Annotated in this window: 9 protein-coding genes; 2 read left to right on the top strand and 7 right to left on the bottom strand. The window is 74.2% G+C overall.

The annotated features are described in order from the left end of the window. Nucleotides 1–13: 13 nt before the first annotated feature. The 6 genes from ACWFQ8_RS18960 to ACWFQ8_RS18935 all read right to left on the bottom strand — a co-directional run bounded on the left by ACWFQ8_RS18960 (nt 14) and on the right by ACWFQ8_RS18935 (nt 11,749). The gene (locus ACWFQ8_RS18960; RefSeq protein ID WP_453787391.1) at nt 14–1,519 is read right to left on the bottom strand and encodes a protein kinase domain-containing protein; all 1,506 of its coding nucleotides are present in this window, start codon (nt 1,517–1,519) and stop codon (nt 14–16) included. Beyond that, complete coding sequence (locus tag ACWFQ8_RS18955) at nt 1,516–2,124, bottom strand: hypothetical protein (RefSeq protein WP_453787390.1); 609 nt, start codon at nt 2,122–2,124, stop codon at nt 1,516–1,518. Before ACWFQ8_RS18955 ends, ACWFQ8_RS18960 begins: the two co-directional genes overlap by 4 nt. Nucleotides 2,125–2,236: 112 nt before the next feature. After that, nucleotides 2,237–4,450 carry an N-6 DNA methylase gene (locus tag ACWFQ8_RS18950; protein WP_453787389.1) on the bottom strand — a complete coding sequence of 738 codons (2,214 nt, stop codon included), beginning with the start codon at nt 4,448–4,450 and terminating at the stop codon, nt 2,237–2,239. Nucleotides 4,451–4,592: 142 nt separating this feature from the next. After that, nucleotides 4,593–8,126 (bottom strand): transcription-repair coupling factor, encoded by a 3,534-nt coding sequence (mfd, locus tag ACWFQ8_RS18945; protein ID WP_453787388.1) that lies wholly within the window; start codon nt 8,124–8,126, stop codon nt 4,593–4,595. 258 nt (nt 8,127–8,384) lie between these two features. Then, the gene (locus tag ACWFQ8_RS18940) at nt 8,385–10,976 is read right to left on the bottom strand and encodes an ABC transporter permease (RefSeq protein ID WP_453787387.1); all 2,592 of its coding nucleotides are present in this window, start codon (nt 10,974–10,976) and stop codon (nt 8,385–8,387) included. Beyond that, the gene (locus ACWFQ8_RS18935; RefSeq protein WP_453787386.1) at nt 10,973–11,749 is read right to left on the bottom strand and encodes an ABC transporter ATP-binding protein; all 777 of its coding nucleotides are present in this window, start codon (nt 11,747–11,749) and stop codon (nt 10,973–10,975) included. The genes ACWFQ8_RS18940 and ACWFQ8_RS18935 overlap by 4 nt, the downstream gene beginning before the upstream one ends. Nucleotides 11,750–12,093: 344 nt before the next feature. Between ACWFQ8_RS18935 and ACWFQ8_RS18930 the strand changes: the two genes are divergently transcribed. Beyond that, on the top strand, nt 12,094–13,650 hold the full coding sequence (locus ACWFQ8_RS18930) for an MFS transporter (RefSeq protein WP_453787385.1): 1,557 nt from the start codon (nt 12,094–12,096) through the stop codon (nt 13,648–13,650). A gap of 60 nt (nt 13,651–13,710) precedes the next feature. Beyond that, nucleotides 13,711–14,529, top strand: a complete 819-nt coding sequence (locus ACWFQ8_RS18925; RefSeq protein WP_453787384.1) for a hypothetical protein — start codon at nt 13,711–13,713, stop codon at nt 14,527–14,529. Nucleotides 14,530–14,766: 237 nt separating this feature from the next. Here the strand turns inward: ACWFQ8_RS18925 and ACWFQ8_RS18920 are convergent, their stop codons facing one another. Beyond that, nucleotides 14,767–15,639, bottom strand: a complete 873-nt coding sequence (locus tag ACWFQ8_RS18920; RefSeq protein ID WP_453787383.1) for a cellulose-binding protein — start codon at nt 15,637–15,639, stop codon at nt 14,767–14,769. Nucleotides 15,640–15,773: the final 134 nt, after the last annotated feature.

Genomic DNA, 15,773 nt, shown 5'->3' with positions numbered 1-15,773 from the left:
CGGGACGCGGGCGTCAGCGGACCTGGCCCAGCCAGTGCAGGGTGCGGCGGATCTCGGCCGGGAAGGGGTGGGCCGGGCCGTGCAGCCGTTCCGCGTCGAACAGCAGGCGGGCCAGGGTGTCGTGGGCCGCCTGCCGGTCGCCGAGGGAGAGCAGCAGGTGCGCTATCCGGCGGCGGACCTCCAGCGGGAGCCCCGGGTCGGGATTGGCGTAGTGGTTCTCGAAGAGCGGCAGCAGCGAGCGGTACTCCGCGAGGGCGGCGGCCGGTTCGCCGAGTTGCTCCAGGCACTGCGCCGCGTCGTAGCGGAAGCGCAGGGACTGCGGATCGCCGGCCGGGAACTGATCGGCCAGCCGCCGCAGTTCCGGCAGGGCGCGGCGGTACTGGCCGTCGTCCATCAGCGTGGCCGCGTACTGCTTGCGCAGCGAGCGGACCACCGGCGAGTGCGCGCCGTGCTCGGCCTCGGCGGCGGGCAGGATGCCGCCGAGGATGTCCCCGGCCTGGGTGAGCCGCCCCTGGTCCAGGAGCTCGCGGGCCTCGTCCACGGCGCCCGGGATGTCCGGCCGCGGCGCCGGCGGGGCGGTCGGCTGCGGCGGGACGAGCGCGGCCCGGTCCGGCCAGGGCGCCTGGGGGCGGACGAAGGGGCGGGTCGGGTCGAGCGGGCCCGCGAGCTTGCCGCCGCCCCGGCCGGGCAGCAGCGGGGCGAGCGACTCGTACACCTCCTGCGCGGAGCCGGGGCGGTCCTGCGGGTCCTTGGCGAGGAGGTGCAGCAGCAGCGCCTCCAGCTCGGGCGGGATCTCCGGGCGTACCTGGCGGACCGGGAGCGGGGGCTCGTACAGGTGGCGGTGCAGGACGCCGAGGGCGGTGGAGCCTACGAAGGGGACGTTGCCGGTGAGGAGTTCGTAGAGCAGCACGCCGAGTGCGTACAGGTCGGTGTACGGGCCCACCGCGCCGCCCATGGCCTGTTCGGGGGCCATGTACGCGGGGCTGCCGATCGGCGTGCCGGTGCTGGTGAGGCGGGTGGTGTCGGTGTCCATCACCGAGGCCACGCCGAGGTCCAGGACCAGCACGGTGCCGTCCGGGCGGATCATCACGTTGCGCGGCTTGAGGTCCCGGTGCACGATCGGCACCGCGTGCACCGCGGACAGCACCCCGCACAGTTGCGCGACGACCGCGACCGCCCAGGGCCAGGGGTACGGGTCGTGCTCGGCGAGGTGGTCGGCCAGGTCGGCGCCCTCGACGTAGCCCATCACGAGGAACAGCTCGTCGCCGTCGCTGCCCGCGTCGTGCACGGTGACCAGGCCGGGGTGGTCGACCTGGGCCGTGACGCGGCACTCGCGCACGAAGCGGCGGCGCAGCTCCTCGGCGACGGTGCCGGGGCCGGCGACCTTGTCGGGGCGCAGCAGCTTTACCGCGACCCGGCGGTCCAGGCGCCGGTCGTACGCCGTCCAGACCTGGCCCATGCCGCCTTGTCCGAGGACGGTGGCGAGCTGGTAGCGGTCCCCGATGAGCCGCTCGGTCACCGGTTCGGATCCTGGTCCCGGGGCGGCTGGTTGCGCAGGAGCTCACTGAGCTCGTCGAGTTCGGCGCGTACCTGCCCGATCCGGGGCGGCGGGGTGGGGCCGGCCGGCGGCTGCTGGGGCACGGGCGGCTGCTGCGGGCCGGTGTGGTGCTGCGGGCCGGTGTGGTGCTGCGGCGCCGGCGGGTAGCCGTAGCCCCGGGTCTGCTGCGGCGGCCCGGCCTGGTACGGCACCGGTCCGCCCGGGTACCAGTGGCCGGCGGCGGCCTTGGCCTCGTAGTGGCGGATGTCCGCGATCAGGAAGTACACGCAGGTCGCGACGCCGGTGAGGATGATGCCGCCGGCTCCGGTGTTGCCCTGCCAGCCGTTCGTGTCGGGCGTCTGGTCCAGGCCGATGAGCGTGATCCAGCCGATGACGAGCAGGAAGCTGACGCCCAGCAGCACCCAGTCGCGTGTCCTGCGGGTGACGACCGCGAGCCGCAGGATCGTGCCCCACGCCAGGAAGCCGCAGCTCAGGATCGGCAGCAGGGCGAACAGCACGCGCAGCGCCACCACGCCCCCGGAAGTGGGCGTGGGTCCCTGCTGCGGCGGAATGCCGGGGCCGTGCATCGCTGCTCCTGACGGGCCGTGCGGAAGAAGGTTTCGGGTCAGAGCGTATACAGCGCTTCCGGCCGCCGGTGAGGGGATGTACCCAACCGTTGCAGGGTCGCCGCACACCGGGTCACTCCGGTGCGACCGTGCCGTCCGACAGACCGTCGTAGAGGCCCTGGACGAGCTGCTCGCCGAGCCGTGCCGCGACCCTCAGCGCGTCCTCGAACTCGGCGAGTTCGCGGAACCGGACGCCGTAGCGCTGCTGTTCCGCGAGCGGCAGCCGGGGCAGCCGGACCCGGCGGACGTCGAGGCGGGTGGCGGTGGAGGCGTGGCTGCCGGCCCGGCGGGCGGCGGCGGTGCCGCGCAGGAATCCGGCCAGGAACCAGGGGTCGAGGGCGGCCGGGTCGGGGCGCAGCAGGCGCAGGCCGCGGCCTGGCACGGCGCCGGAGGCGGCCGGACCGACGACGCGGGCGACGGCGGCGGAGCCGACGACGGGGACGAGGACGTCACCGGGCGCGGTGAGCACGGGCTCGTCGGCGCCGGCCGCGAGGAGGCCGGAGGGGCCCGTTCCGGTGTACACGTCCTCCTCGGTGAGGACGGGGGCGCTGCCGCTGCCGCTGCCGGTGCCGGAGTGCAGCACCAGGGCTCCGGCGCGCACGAGTTCACCGACGGTGGTCATCGACGGGCGGGCCGGCGTCGCGGCGGCGGGGGCGGCGGGCGGCGGGGTGAGCCGGGCGGCCCGGGCGAGGCTCTCGTCGAGCCTCTCCCGTACGGCGCCCAGCGCGGCGGGGCCGCCGGCCGCGGGCGGCGGGGGCAGGTGGTGGGCGGGGGTGAGGTCCACGTCGTCGTCGAGCAGTTCGAGGACGGGTACGACGCGGCTGACGCCCGGGAGTTCCTCCACCGCGCCGGTCCGGTCGTACGTGCTCCACGCGGCCTCCACCACGCCCTGGACGGCGGGCCAGTCGGTCCGGGACCGGCCCTCGCCGGCGGGCCGGGCGGCGGCGGGCCGGGCGGGCGCCGTCGCGGCGCTCGCGTCGATGAGCAGCAGCCCCGGCGGCGGCGCCGCGTGCGGGGCCGGCTTGCGCAGCACCCACAGGTGGGGGGTGATGCCGTGCGGCGGGGCGGCGCCGGCGGGGAGCGCGACGACGGCCCGCAGCGCGCCCCGGCGCAGCAGGTCGGCGCGGATGCGGCGGCCGGAGCGGCGGGCGGCGACGGCGGGCGGCAGGAGCAGGACGGCGGTTCCGCCCTCGCGCAGGTGGGCCAGGGCGTGCTGGACCCAGGCGAGTTCGGATTCGGTACGGGCCGGGAAGCCGTACTCCCAGCGCAGGTCGTAGGCCAGCTCCTCGTGCCCCCAGTTGCGCTCGTTGAACGGCGGGTGGCAGAGCACCGCGTCCGCGCCGACGCCGGCGAAGGCGTCGGCGCGCAGGCTGTCGCCGGCGGCCGGGCGGACGTCGGCGCCGCCGTGCAGGGCCAGGCGCAGGGCCGCGAGGGCGGCGGACCGGGGCGAGGCGTCCTGCGCGTAGACGGTCGTGGCGCCCGGGACGGCCCGCAGCAGGGCCCCCGCGCCGCAGGCCGGGTCGAGCACGGTGCGCACGCCCGGTCCGGCGAGGGCGGCCATCAGCTCGGCGAGGCCGTCGGGGGTGGGCGCGTACGGGCGGGGGTGGGCGTCGAGGTGGCGGCCGAGCAGGAACTCGAAGGCCTTGCGGGCGCCGACTTCGGCGGCGAGCGCGGCGGCGGCCCGCAGCAGCGGCACGGCGGCCGGCGGCGGCGCCGCGGCGCTCGGCGGGTGGCCCGGCCCGAGGCGCGCACCGAGCACCCGGGCGAGGGCGGGCCGCAGCAGGACCGCCATGCGCGCGTCCGAGACGGCCGCCAGCTCCAGCCATTCGGTGGGCCGGTCCCGTACGAGGAGCAGCGCGCCGCCGACTTCGACGAGCGCGGCGGCGGCGCCGTCGGGATGGGCGGCGACCTGCTGCCAGACGCGTTCGCGCAGCGGGACCTCGGCGAGCTTGCCCTGGGCGCGGAGCCAGCGCTCCACCTCGGGCAGGGCGAAGGAGGGGCTGGTACCGGTGCCGCCGACGGGCCGGGGGAAGTCGGCGTGCCGACGGCGCCAGTTGCTCACGGCGGCGCGGCCGACACCGGCGAGGCGCGCCACTTCGGCGGCGGTGACCTCGGCCGCGGCCGCCCGGCCGGCGGGCGCGTCACCGGCGGAGGCACCACCGGCGGCGCCACCGGCGGCGCCACCGGCGGCGTCACCCGCGGAGGCACCACCGGCGGGCGCGTCACCGGCAGGTGCGTGGGGCAGGGCGTCGGCGGGGGCGGTCGGGGCGTCGGGCTCCTCGAACATTCGGGGAGCATACCGATTCACAGCGTGAACCCACCACCACTCGCGCACCGTGTTGACTCGGTTCACACGTCGATCGCTCCGAGCGGCGGCCGGGAGCGCCCGCGCGCTCCCGGCCTGTGTGTCGCGTTGCGGACCCGCTCGCTCAGGAACCGAGGATGGTGGTGAGGAACTCCCCCGTCCAGGCCAGCAGTTCCCGTCCCACCACCGGCTTGCCGCCGATCTTCCCGGCCTTCGGGCGCGGGATCAGCACCTGCGAGGTGGCGGGCTTGAGGACCGCGCCCGGGTAGAGCCGCTTGAGGCGCAGCTCCTGCGATTCGCGCAACTCCACCGGCCCGAACCGCACGTTGGGCCCCTGGAGGGTGATGTCCCCGACCCCGCAGGCACGGGCGAGCATCCGCAGCCCGGCCACCAGCAGCAGGTTCTCCACCGGCTCGGGCAGCTTGCCGTAGCGGTCGGTGAGTTCCTCCCGGACGGCCTTGATGTCCGCCTCGGAGTTGGCCGCGGCGATCGAGCGGTACGCCTGCAGGCGCAGCCGCTCGCCGGGGGCGTAGTCGTGCGGGACGTGCGCGTCCACCGGCAGCTCGATCTTGACCTCCAGCGGCGGCTCCTCCTCCACCCCGCCCTCCACGGCCGCCCGGTAGTCGGCGACGGCCTCGCCGACCATGCGGATGTACAGGTCGAAGCCGACGCCCGCGATGTGGCCGGACTGCTCGCCGCCGAGCAGGTTGCCCGCGCCCCGGATCTCCAGGTCCTTCATGGCCACGTACATGCCGGCGCCCATCTCGGTGTGCTGGGCGATCGTCGCGAGCCGCTCGTGCGCGGTCTCGGTCAGCGGCTTCTCCGGCGGGTAGAGGAAGTACGCGTACCCGCGCTCGCGGCCGCGCCCGACCCGGCCGCGCAGCTGGTGCAGCTGGGAGAGGCCGAAGTTGTCGCCGCGCTCCACGATGAGGGTGTTGGCGTTGGTGATGTCGATGCCCGACTCCACGATCGTGGTGGAGACCAGCACGTCGAACTTCTTCTCCCAGAAGTCCACGACGACCTGCTCAAGGGCCTGTTCGGACATCTGGCCGTGCGCCGTCGCGATCCGCGCCTCGGGCACGATCTCCCGCAGCTTGGCGGCCGCCCGGTCGATGGACTCGACGCGGTTGTGGATGTAGAAGCACTGGCCCTCGCGCAGCAGTTCGCGGCGGACGGCCGCGCCGATCTGCTTCTCCTCGTACGGGCCGACGAAGGTGAGCACCGGATGCCGCTCCTCCGGCGGCGTGGTGATCGTCGACATCTCGCGGATGCCGGTCACCGCCATCTCCAGGGTGCGCGGGATGGGGGTCGCGGACATGGTCAGCACGTCGACGTTGGCGCGGAGCTTCTTGAGCTGCTCCTTGTGCTCTACGCCGAAGCGCTGCTCCTCGTCGACGATGACCAGGCCCAGGTCCTTGAACTTCGTCTCCTGCGAGAACAGCCGGTGGGTGCCGATGACCACGTCGACCGAGCCCTCGCGCAGGCCCTCCAGGGTGGCCTTCGACTCGCTGTCGCTCTGGAACCGCGACAGGGCCTTCACCTTCACCGGGAACTGGCTGTAGCGCTCGGAGAAGGTCCCGAAGTGCTGCTGCACCAGCAGCGTCGTGGGCACGAGCACGGCGACCTGCTTGCCGTCCTGCACCGCCTTGAAGGCCGCGCGGACCGCGATCTCGGTCTTGCCGTAGCCGACGTCGCCGCAGATCAGCCGGTCCATCGGGACCGACTTCTCCATGTCCTCCTTGACCTCGGCGATGGTGGTGAGCTGGTCGGGCGTCTCCGCGTACGGGAAGGCGTCCTCCAGCTCGCGCTGCCAGGGGGTGTCCGGGCCGAAGACGTGGCCGGGGGCCGCCATGCGGGCGCTGTACAGCTTGATGAGGTCGGCGGCGATCTCCTTGACCGCCTTCTTGGCGCGCGCCTTGGTCTTGGTCCAGTCGGCGCCGCCGAGCCGGTGCAGGGTCGGGGCCTCGCCGCCGACGTACTTGGTGACCTGCTCCAGCTGGTCGGTGGGGATGTAGAGCCGGTCGCCGGGCTGGCCGCGCTTGGCGGGGGCGTACTCGACGAGGAGGTACTCGCGGGTGGCGCCCTGGACGGTGCGCTGGACCATCTCGATGTAGCGGCCGACGCCGTGCTGTTCGTGCACGATGTAGTCGCCGACCTCCAGGGTCAGCGGGTCGATGGTCTTGCGGCGCCGGGTCGGCATCCGCCCCAGGTCCTTGGTGGCGGTGCGCTGCCCGGTCAGATCGGTCTCGGTGAGCACGGCGATCTTGAGCGCCGGGTCGACGAAGCCGTTGGCGAGCGAGCCGCAGGCGACGTGCACCAGGCTCGGCTCCAGGACGCGCAGGTCCGCCTCCAGCCGGGCCGCGATGCCCTCGCCGCCGAGCACCTCGACGGTACGGGCGGCCGGGCCGTGGCCCTCGGTGAGGTAGACGGTGTGCCAACCGTCGGCGATCCAGCCCTTGGTGTCGGCGAGCGCGCGGGCGGTGTCGCCGCGGTAGGCCTCGGGGGCGTGCATGCCGAGCTTGAGGATGTCGGACCCGAGCGCCTCGTCGGCGGAGAAGGGGGACACCGACCACCACATCATGCCGATCTCGCGGGCCCGGTCGCGGACGTCGGCGATGCCGCGCAGCGAGGCCGCGCCGACGTCGATGGGGGCCTCCCCGCCGCCGGCGGTGGCCGCCCAGGAGGCCATGAGGAACTCCTGGCTCGTGGCCACCAGGTCGGCGGCCCGGGTGCGGACCCGCTCGGGGTCGCAGACCACGGCCATCGCCCCGGCCGGCAGCACGTCGATCAGCAGTTCCATCTCGTCGACCAGGACCGGGGCCAGGGACTCCATCCCCTCGACGGCGATCCCATCGGCGATCTTGTTCAGCAGCTCGCCGAGCTCCGGGTGGGCCTGGGCGAGGGCCGCCGCGCGCGCCCGTACCTCGTCGGTGAGCAGCAGCTCCCGGCAGGGCGGGGCCCACAGGCCGTGCTCGGCGATCTCCAGGGACCGCTGGTCGGCGACCTTGAAGTAGCGGATCTCCTCGACCTCGTCGCCCCAGAACTCCACGCGCAGCGGGTGCTCCTCGGTGGGCGGGAACACGTCGAGGATGCCGCCGCGCACGGCGAACTCGCCGCGCTTCTCGACGAGCTCCACGCGCGTGTACGCCGCGGCCGCCAGCGCCCGGGTGATCTCCCCGAGGTCCGCGCTCTCCCCGTGCCGCAGGGCCACGGGCACCAGCTCCCCCAGCCCCTTGACCTGCGGCTGGAGTACGGAGCGGATGGGCGCGACGACGACGGAGACGGGGCCCGCGGCCGGGTCGTCCCCGCTCGGGTGCACGAGCCGGCGCAGTACGGCGATCCGGCGGCCGACGGTGTCGCTGCGCGGGCTGAGCCGTTCGTGCGGGAGCGTCTCCCAGGACGGGTAGTCCACCACCTCGTCGGGCGAGGGCATCAGCGAGCGCAGCGCGGCGGCCAGGTCCTCGGCCTCCCGGCCGGTGGCGGTGACGGCGAGGACGGTCCGGCCGGTCCGCCGGGCCAGCGCGGCGATCGCGAAGGGGCGCGCGGCGGCGGGGCCGACCAGGTCCACGTGCATGCGGTTGCCGTCACCGGCCGCGGTGACCGCCTCGGTGAGGGCGGGGTCCCGGGTGACGGCGTCGAGCAGTCCGTGCAGGCTCATGAGGCAGGCTTTCCGTCCGGTGGAGGGCGTGAAGGGGCAACGCGAAGGACCCGACACGTCGCACGGGCCGGGGGTTCCCACCCTACGACGCGCCCGGGGCCCCCGCGCGGGGATTGCGGTCCCCGCGGGGTGACGGCGCCGGGCGGGCACCCGGCCCGGCCCGAACGGCCCCCGGCACGAACGGCCCCTGCACGAACGACGCCGGTCCGGGACCCCGAGGTCCCGGACCGGCGTACCCCCGTACGACCCCGAGCGCCGTTACTCGCTCGCGATCGCGTTCAGAACGTTCATCCGCCCCGCCCGGAAGGCCGGGACCAGCGCGGCGAACAGGCCGACCAGGGCCGAGCAGGCGAACACCCCGAGGATCGTCGCCCACGGGATCTCCAGCACGTTCAGTCCCTCCAGCGCCAGGAGCTGCTGCGCGGTGGCCCCCCAGCCCATGCCCAACCCGAGGCCGAGCAGGGCGCCGAAGAGGGCGATGACCACCGACTCCAGGCGGATCATGCGGCGCAGCTGGCGGCGGGAGAGGCCGATGGCGCGCATCAGGCCGATCTCGCGGGTCCGCTCCACCACCGACAGGGCGAGGGTGTTCACGACGCCCAGGACCGCGACCACGATGGCGAGGGCGAGCAGCCCGTAGACCATGTTGAGGAGCTGGCCGACCTGGTCCTTCAAGGACTGCTTGTAGTCGGTCTGGTTGCGCACCTGGTACTGCGGCTGGTCCGCCAGCGCCGCCTTGACCGCCTTGTACGCGGCCGCGTCGGACTGGCCGTCCTGGGCGCTCGCCAGCAGCATGAAGGGCAGCGGCAGCTTGTCGGCCGGCACGTTCGCCCGGGCGATGTCGGTGCTGACGTACTTCATGGTCTTGTCGAGGTTGCCCTCGTCGCTGGTGATCGCCGCGACCTTCAGCTCGACGGTGCTGCCGCCGGTGAAGGCGACCGTCAGCTTGTCACCGAGCCCGATGCCGTGCGCCGTGGCGTACTGCGACCCCACGGACATGGAGTCCTTGCCGTAGGCCGCCGCGTGCTCCCCGGCCGTCATCTTGCGCCGGATGTCCTTCGCGTACGTCGGGTCGGTGGCGCCGAGCCCCACCTTCTCCTTGCTGCCGTCGGGGGCCGTGACCTCGGCCTCCACCTCGCGGTAGGCGGTGACGTGGTCGAGGCCGGCGGTGGCCCGCAGGGCCTGCTCCGCCTGCGGCATGACGGGCTGACCGGTCTCGGAGTTGATGATGAAGTCCGCACCGACCGACCTGTCGAGCTCATCGGTGGCGGAGGCCACCATGGAGGAGCCGACGACCGACAGGCAGGCGACCAGGGCGAGCCCGATCATCAGTGCGGCGGCGGTGGCGCCGGTGCGGCGCGGGTTGCGCAGCGCGTTGCGCTCGGCGAGCCGGCCCACGGACCCGAAGGGCCGCAGCACCACGCCGGAGAGCACCCGCACCACGCCCGCGGCGAGCAGCGGTCCGATCACGATGAAGCCGATCAGGGTGAAGACGACGCCCAGGCCCAGCCACAGCGATCCGGGACCCGCCTTCTCGGCGGCCGCGGCGAGGAAGAGCCCGGCCGCCCCGATCCCGGTGAGGACCAGGCCGAGGACGGCGCGGACGGCGCCGGCCTTCTTGTCGCCGGGGGTGCCGGACTCGCGCAGGGCGGCCATCGGGGAGACCTTGCCGGCCCGGCGGGCCGGGACGAAGGCGGCGACGACGGTGACCAGGATGCCGAGGACCAGCCCGACGACCGGGGTGGTCCAGGCGACGGTCAGGTCGTCCGTGGACAGGTGCATGCCCATCTGGCCCATGAGTTCCATGAGCCCGACCGCCAGGCCGACGCCCGCGCCGACTCCGAGCACCGAGCCGACGACCCCGAGGAGGAAGGCCTCGACGACGACCGACTTCAGGACCTGGCCGCTGTCGGCGCCGATGGCGCGCATCAGGCCGATCTCGCGGGTGCGCTGGGCGACGAGCATCGAGAAGGTGTTGAAGATCAGGAAGATGCCGACGAGGAAGGCGATCCCGGCGAAGCCGAGCATCACGTACTTCATGACGTCGAGGAAGGAGCCGACGTCCTGGCGGTTGGCGTCCGCCGCCTCCTTGGCGGTCTGGAGCTTGTACGGCTCCGCTCCGGGGGCGGCGGCGAGGGCGCTCGCGACGTTCTGCTTGAGCTGCTCGTCGCTCACCCCGTCCCGCGCGGTGACGTTGACGTGCGTGAAGGAGCCCGGCGCGCCGATCAGCTGATGCTGTGCGGTCGGCGTGTCGAAGTACACGACGGCCGCGCCCGGGTTGGTCACGGTGAAGGTGGCGATGCCGGTGACGGTGGAGCGGATGTCGCCGGCGACGGTGATGGTGCGCAGCTCGTCGCCGAGCTCCAGGCGGTGCTTGGCGGCGGTGTCCGCGTCGACCATCACGTCGGTGGGGCCGCGCGGCGCGTGACCGGCGGTGATCTTCATGGACCTGAGCTCGTTGGCGTTCCAGTTGCCCGCGATGGTCGGGGCGCCGGACGTCGAGCCCATGTTCTCGTTCTTGGCGTTGACGACCGTGACGGACATCGACATCACGGCGCCCTCGGCGCCCTCGACGCCCTCGGCCGTGCGAATCCGCTCGACGACCGAGCCGTCCAGCACCCCGGGCTTGCCGCTGGCCGGGGTCCCGCCGCCCTCCTCCGAGGCCTTCGGGCTGACCGTGACGTCGGAGCTGGTGACGGCGAACAGCTTGTCGAAGGTGGTGTTCATGGTGTCCGTGAACACCAGCGTGCCGCAGACGAAGGCGACGGAGAGCAGGACCGCGACGGCCGAGAGCGCCATCCGCCCCTTGTGCGCGACGAAGTTGCGCCGCGAGGTCTTCATGACGGTCATGACGTCCGCCCGCGCGCGTCGAAGTCCTTCATCCGGTCGAGGACCTGCTCGGCCGTCGGCGCGTACATCTCGTCAACGATCCGGCCGTCGGCGAGGAAGATGACGCGGTCGGCGTACGAAGCGGCGACCGGGTCGTGCGTGACCATGACGATGGTCTGGCCGAGCTCGTCCACCGAGCGGCGCAGGAACCCGAGGACCTCGGCGCCGGCCCGGGAGTCCAGGTTGCCGGTCGGCTCGTCGCCGAAGATGATCTGCGGCCGGGAGGCGAGGGCGCGGGCGACCGCCACGCGCTGCTGCTGGCCGCCGGAGAGCTCGGTGGGACGGTGCTTGAGACGGCCGGCGAGGCCGACGGTCTCCACCACGCGGCTCAGCCACTGCGCGTCGGGCTTGCGCCCCGCGATGTCCATGGGCAGCGTGATGTTCTCCAGCGCGTTCAGCGTGGGCAGCAGGTTGAACGCCTGGAAGATGAAGCCGATCCGGTCCCGCCGCAGCTGGGTGAGCTTCTTGTCCTTCAGGCCGGTGATCTCGATGTCGTCCAGGTGGATCTGCCCGCTGGTCACCGTGTCGAGCCCGGCGAGGCAGTGCATCAGCGTGGACTTGCCGGAGCCCGACGGGCCCATGATCGCGGTGAACTGGCCGCGCCTGATGTCCACGTCCACGTCGTCGAGGGCGACGACGCGCGTCTCCCCGGAGCCGTAGGCCTTGACGACCTTCCGCGCCCGGGCCGCGACGGCTCCATGCCCTCCAGTACCCCCGTGCCTGGTTTCGGTCATAGCCGTTGTCACGGTCTTCTCCTCGTTCGTAGCGGACGCTTCGTGCGCCCGCCGCTGTCACCTGCGTGAAGTCTGTGCCGGGGACGCCGCGGGCACCCTGGTGCCCATCGCCCTCTTCGCCCGGGGGTTAACCCCACCCCCCGGCTCCGCGCCCCGTACGAACCAGTCAACGGCCTGCGGCGCCCGTCCTCCTCCTCCGCCGGGACGAACGGACCCCGGCCCGTGGGAGGAGGCACCCCTAGGGGTTCTGCACCCTTCGGCGGACCCGCCCTGGGGGATACCGCCGGGCGCACCCGCGGTGAGAAGGTGTTCCCCGCGCATACGTGCAGGGGGAAGGGATCTCGGTGGGCCAAGGAGGGAGTACGGGCGGACGCCCCGTCACCTCCCCCGGCGACGCCGCCGGAACCGCAGGCCGGACCGGCGGACCGCCCGCACCGGTGGTCGCGTCCCTCATGCTGGGCATGACCCTCGTCGCCCTCGACAGCACCGTCGTCGCCACCGCCGTCCCGCAGATCGTGGGCGACCTCGGCGGCTTCTCCGCCTTCTCCTGGCTCTTCTCCGGCTACCTGCTCGCCGTCACCGTCACCCTGCCCGTCTACGGCAAGCTGTCCGACACCTTCGGCCGCAAGCCCGTCCTGCTCTTCGGCATCGCCCTCTTCCTCGTCGGCTCCCTGCTGTGCGCGCTCGCCTGGAACATGGCCGCGCTCATCGCCTTCCGAATCGTCCAGGGACTGGGCGGCGGCGCCCTCCAGGGCACCGTGCAGACCCTGGCCGCCGACCTCTACCCGCTCAAGGACCGGCCCAGGATCCAGGCACGCATGTCCACCGTCTGGGCCGCCTCGGCCGTGGCCGGGCCGGCGCTCGGCGGGTTGCTCGCCGCGTACGCGCACTGGCGCTGGATCTTCCTGATCAACCTGCCGCCGGCCGCGCTCGCCCTGCTGATGGTCGCCCGCCACCTGCGCGAGCCCCTGCGCTCCCCCGCCCGCCGGGGCCCCGTCGACCGGGCGGGGGCGCTGTCCGTCTTCGCCTGCGGCGGGCTGCTGCTCTTCGCCCTCGTCCAGGGCGGGGTGGCCTGGCCGTGGCTGTCGCCGCCCTCGCTGGGTCTGCTCGGCGCGAGCGCCGTCATGGCCGCCGTGGTGGTCCGCGTGGAGCGCCGGGCCGCGGAACCGATCCTGCCCGGCTGGGTGTGGCGCCGACGCACCATCGCCGCCGTCAACCTCGCCATGGCCGCCCTCGGCCTGCTGATGGTCGCCCCGATGGTGTTCCTGCCGACGTACGCGCAGTCCGTGCTCGGCCTCGGCCCCGTCGGCGCCGGGTTCGTCATGTCCGTGATGACCCTGAGCTGGCCCCTCTCCGCCGCCCTCAGCCAGCACGTCTACCGCCGCATCGGCTTCCGCGACACCGCGGCCGTCGGGATCGCGCTGGCCACCGTGATCCTCTACTCCTTCACCCTGCTCCCGTACCCCGCCCGCCCCTGGCAGCCCGCCCTGGTCATGCTCCTGCTCGGCGCCGCCCTCGGCCTGTTCCAACTGCCGCTGATCGTCGGAGTCCAGGCCACCGTGGGCCGGGCGGAACGCGGGACGACCACCGCCTCGGTGCTGTTCTCCCGGCAGGTCGGCCAGAGCCTCGGAGCGGCCCTGCTGGGGGCCGTCGCCAACGCCACCATCGCCGCCCGCCTCGTGGACGCCCCCGTGTCCGGACTGCCGGACAGCCTGGACGGCGTCGCCCGGGCCCTGGAGCGTCCGGCCCTGCTGCCGCCGGCCGCCGCCGACCACCTGCGCCACGCGGTCGCCGCGGCCACGGACCACATCTTCCTCTGCGCGACGGCGGCCGCCCTGGCCTGCCTGCTGGTCCTGCTCCTGATGGCGCCGCGCCGCTTCCCGGTCCTGCCCGAGGGCTGACTTGTCATGCCCCGGGCCGGTGGGTGATCCTCTGGCGCAGGACCGTATCCGGGGGGACACATGGCATCCGCACTCTGCGCACTGGCGTTACTGGCCGCCCTGGCCGGACCGCTCTGCCTGCGCCTGTACCGCCGTCCGGGCTTCGTCACCGGCCGCGACGGCCGCCTGTCCACCTCGACGACCCTGGCCCTGGCCTGGACGCTGGTCCTCGTCTGGCTGCTGCTCACCCTCCTCGGCTACGGGCTCACCGCGGGCGGCGGCGTCGACTGGTTCCGCGGCGAACACGGCCCCCTGTCCCCCCTGACGACGGTGTACCTCCCGCTGCTCGGGGGCCCGTACGTGGCCCTGATCGCCGCGAAGACCGTCGTCGGCCTGCGCGTGGAGAACGGCAGCTTGGCCAAACCCGCCCCGAAGCCGACCCCTTCGGGCAGACGGCCGCTGCGGGAGCTGATCGCGAACGACAGCGGGCGGACGGACCTGGTCGACCTCCAGTACGTGGTGCTCAGCGCGGTCACGATGCTCTACGTCGTCCTCTTCTTCCTCTCCGACGTGGGTGACGGCCTCCCCCGCCTCCCGACGGAGATCTGGACCCTGACGGGAGCGCCGGCGGGCGCCTACCTGATCAACAAGATGGCCGCCCGTCCGAACCCGGTGATCACCGACGTCGCACTGTCCGGGGACCGGCTCACCGTCGACGGCGGCGGCTTCACCCCGCCGGTGCTCCTCACGGTCGCCGACACCCCCGTGCCGGCGGCCTCGGACCCTCTGACGGGGGCCCTCATCGCCACCCTGCCGCCGGGCACCGCGCCCCCGTTCACGGTGTTCGTCACCGCCCACGGCCTCCGCAGCGACCCGCACCCGTACCCCACCCCGGCCTAGTGCCCCGCCGGGGCGGAACGGCCGCCGGGGCGCCGGCGAGGCCGCAGCTCCCCGACCCGACCCGGAAGGCCGGCCGGGAGCCCCGGGGCTGCGCCCCGAACCCCGCGGCCCCGAACCCCGCGCCTCGAACGCCGGCGAGGCCGAATGTGCCGGCCCGAACCCGGAAGTGGCCGGGTTGACGGCCGAAACGGTGACGTGCCGGACGCCGCGAACGGGCCGAGCGCGGGGCCGGCCGTGTCAGGGGCCCGTCGGGGTGCGGCCCGTCAGGGCGGCCAGGCTGGCGCGGACGTGGTCCATGTGCGCCCGCATCTCGTCCTGCGCCTCCTCGTGCTCCCGCAGGATCCGCTCCGTCTCCCGACCCACCCGCTCCTCCCGCACCCGCGCCCCCGCCACCAGCTCCGCCGCCCGCGCCTCCGCGTCCTCCTGCCCGTGCCGCGCCGACTCCTCCGCCTCGGCGAACTCCCGCCGCGCCAGCGCCAACCGCCCCTGCGCGTCCCGCTCCAGCTCCGCGAGCCGCGCCTGCGCGACGGCCGTCCGCTCCGCCAGCTCCCGACCGACCGCTTCCCAGCGCTCCGCCTGCTCCCGCTCGCGCTCCGCCGTCTCCGCGTCCGCCCGCCGCCGCGTCTCCGCCAGCGCATCCTGCGCCTGGGACCGCCACTGGGCCGCGTCCTCCCGCGCCGCCGCCCGCGCCTCGTCCGCCTCCCCCTGCGCCCGCAACAGCCCCTGCCGGGCCCGGACCTCGGTCTGCTCGCGCACCGCCTCCGCGTCCTGCCGCGCCAGTTCCGCCACCCGGTCGGCGTGCGCCTCGGCCGCGCCCAGCGTCGCCGAGACGTCCGCCCGCGCGTCCGCGCGTACCGCCTGCGCCTCTTCCTCGGCGAGCAACAGGATCCGCCGGGCGCGCTCGCTCAATTCGTCGTACGTCTGGGGAGCCAGCGCGGCCACCACCTCGCGCAGCCGCTCCGCCTCGGCCTCCATCCGCTTCGCCAGGACCGTCAGCCGTGCCACCCGTTCCCAGGCCTCGTCGCGACTGCCGGAGAGCCGGCTGAGATACCGGTCGACCTCTTCCTTGCGGTAGCCGCGACCGCGCACGGTCGCAATGGGAGCACTCATCCTGGATGCGCCTCTCTCGCGGGGATTACCGTCAAGGATGCGCCATTTGCTCCCAGAAGCCTGAATGGCCGGGGCGCGGAACCCGGCGGGGGGGGTCGGCCCCGCCCATAAAACCAAAAACGGCTAAAGTGGGG

The sequence above is a fragment of the Streptomyces sp. NPDC055254 genome, from assembly GCF_053606025.1.
Note: the sequence above shows the minus strand (reverse complement) of the source record. Positions and strands in the feature narration are given on the sequence as shown.

Coding starts and splice junctions, on each gene's coding strand:
- ACWFQ8_RS18925 (WP_453787384.1), top strand. CDS start 13,711: ATGGCATCCGCACTCTGCGCACTGGCGTTACTGGCCGCCCTGGCCGGA.
- mfd (WP_453787388.1), bottom strand. CDS start 8,126: ATGAGCCTGCACGGACTGCTCGACGCCGTCACCCGGGACCCCGCCCTC.
- ACWFQ8_RS18935 (WP_453787386.1), bottom strand. CDS start 11,749: ATGACCGAAACCAGGCACGGGGGTACTGGAGGGCATGGAGCCGTCGCG.
- ACWFQ8_RS18940 (WP_453787387.1), bottom strand. CDS start 10,976: ATGACCGTCATGAAGACCTCGCGGCGCAACTTCGTCGCGCACAAGGGG.
- ACWFQ8_RS18920 (WP_453787383.1), bottom strand. CDS start 15,639: ATGAGTGCTCCCATTGCGACCGTGCGCGGTCGCGGCTACCGCAAGGAA.
- ACWFQ8_RS18950 (WP_453787389.1), bottom strand. CDS start 4,450: ATGTTCGAGGAGCCCGACGCCCCGACCGCCCCCGCCGACGCCCTGCCC.
- ACWFQ8_RS18955 (WP_453787390.1), bottom strand. CDS start 2,124: ATGCACGGCCCCGGCATTCCGCCGCAGCAGGGACCCACGCCCACTTCC.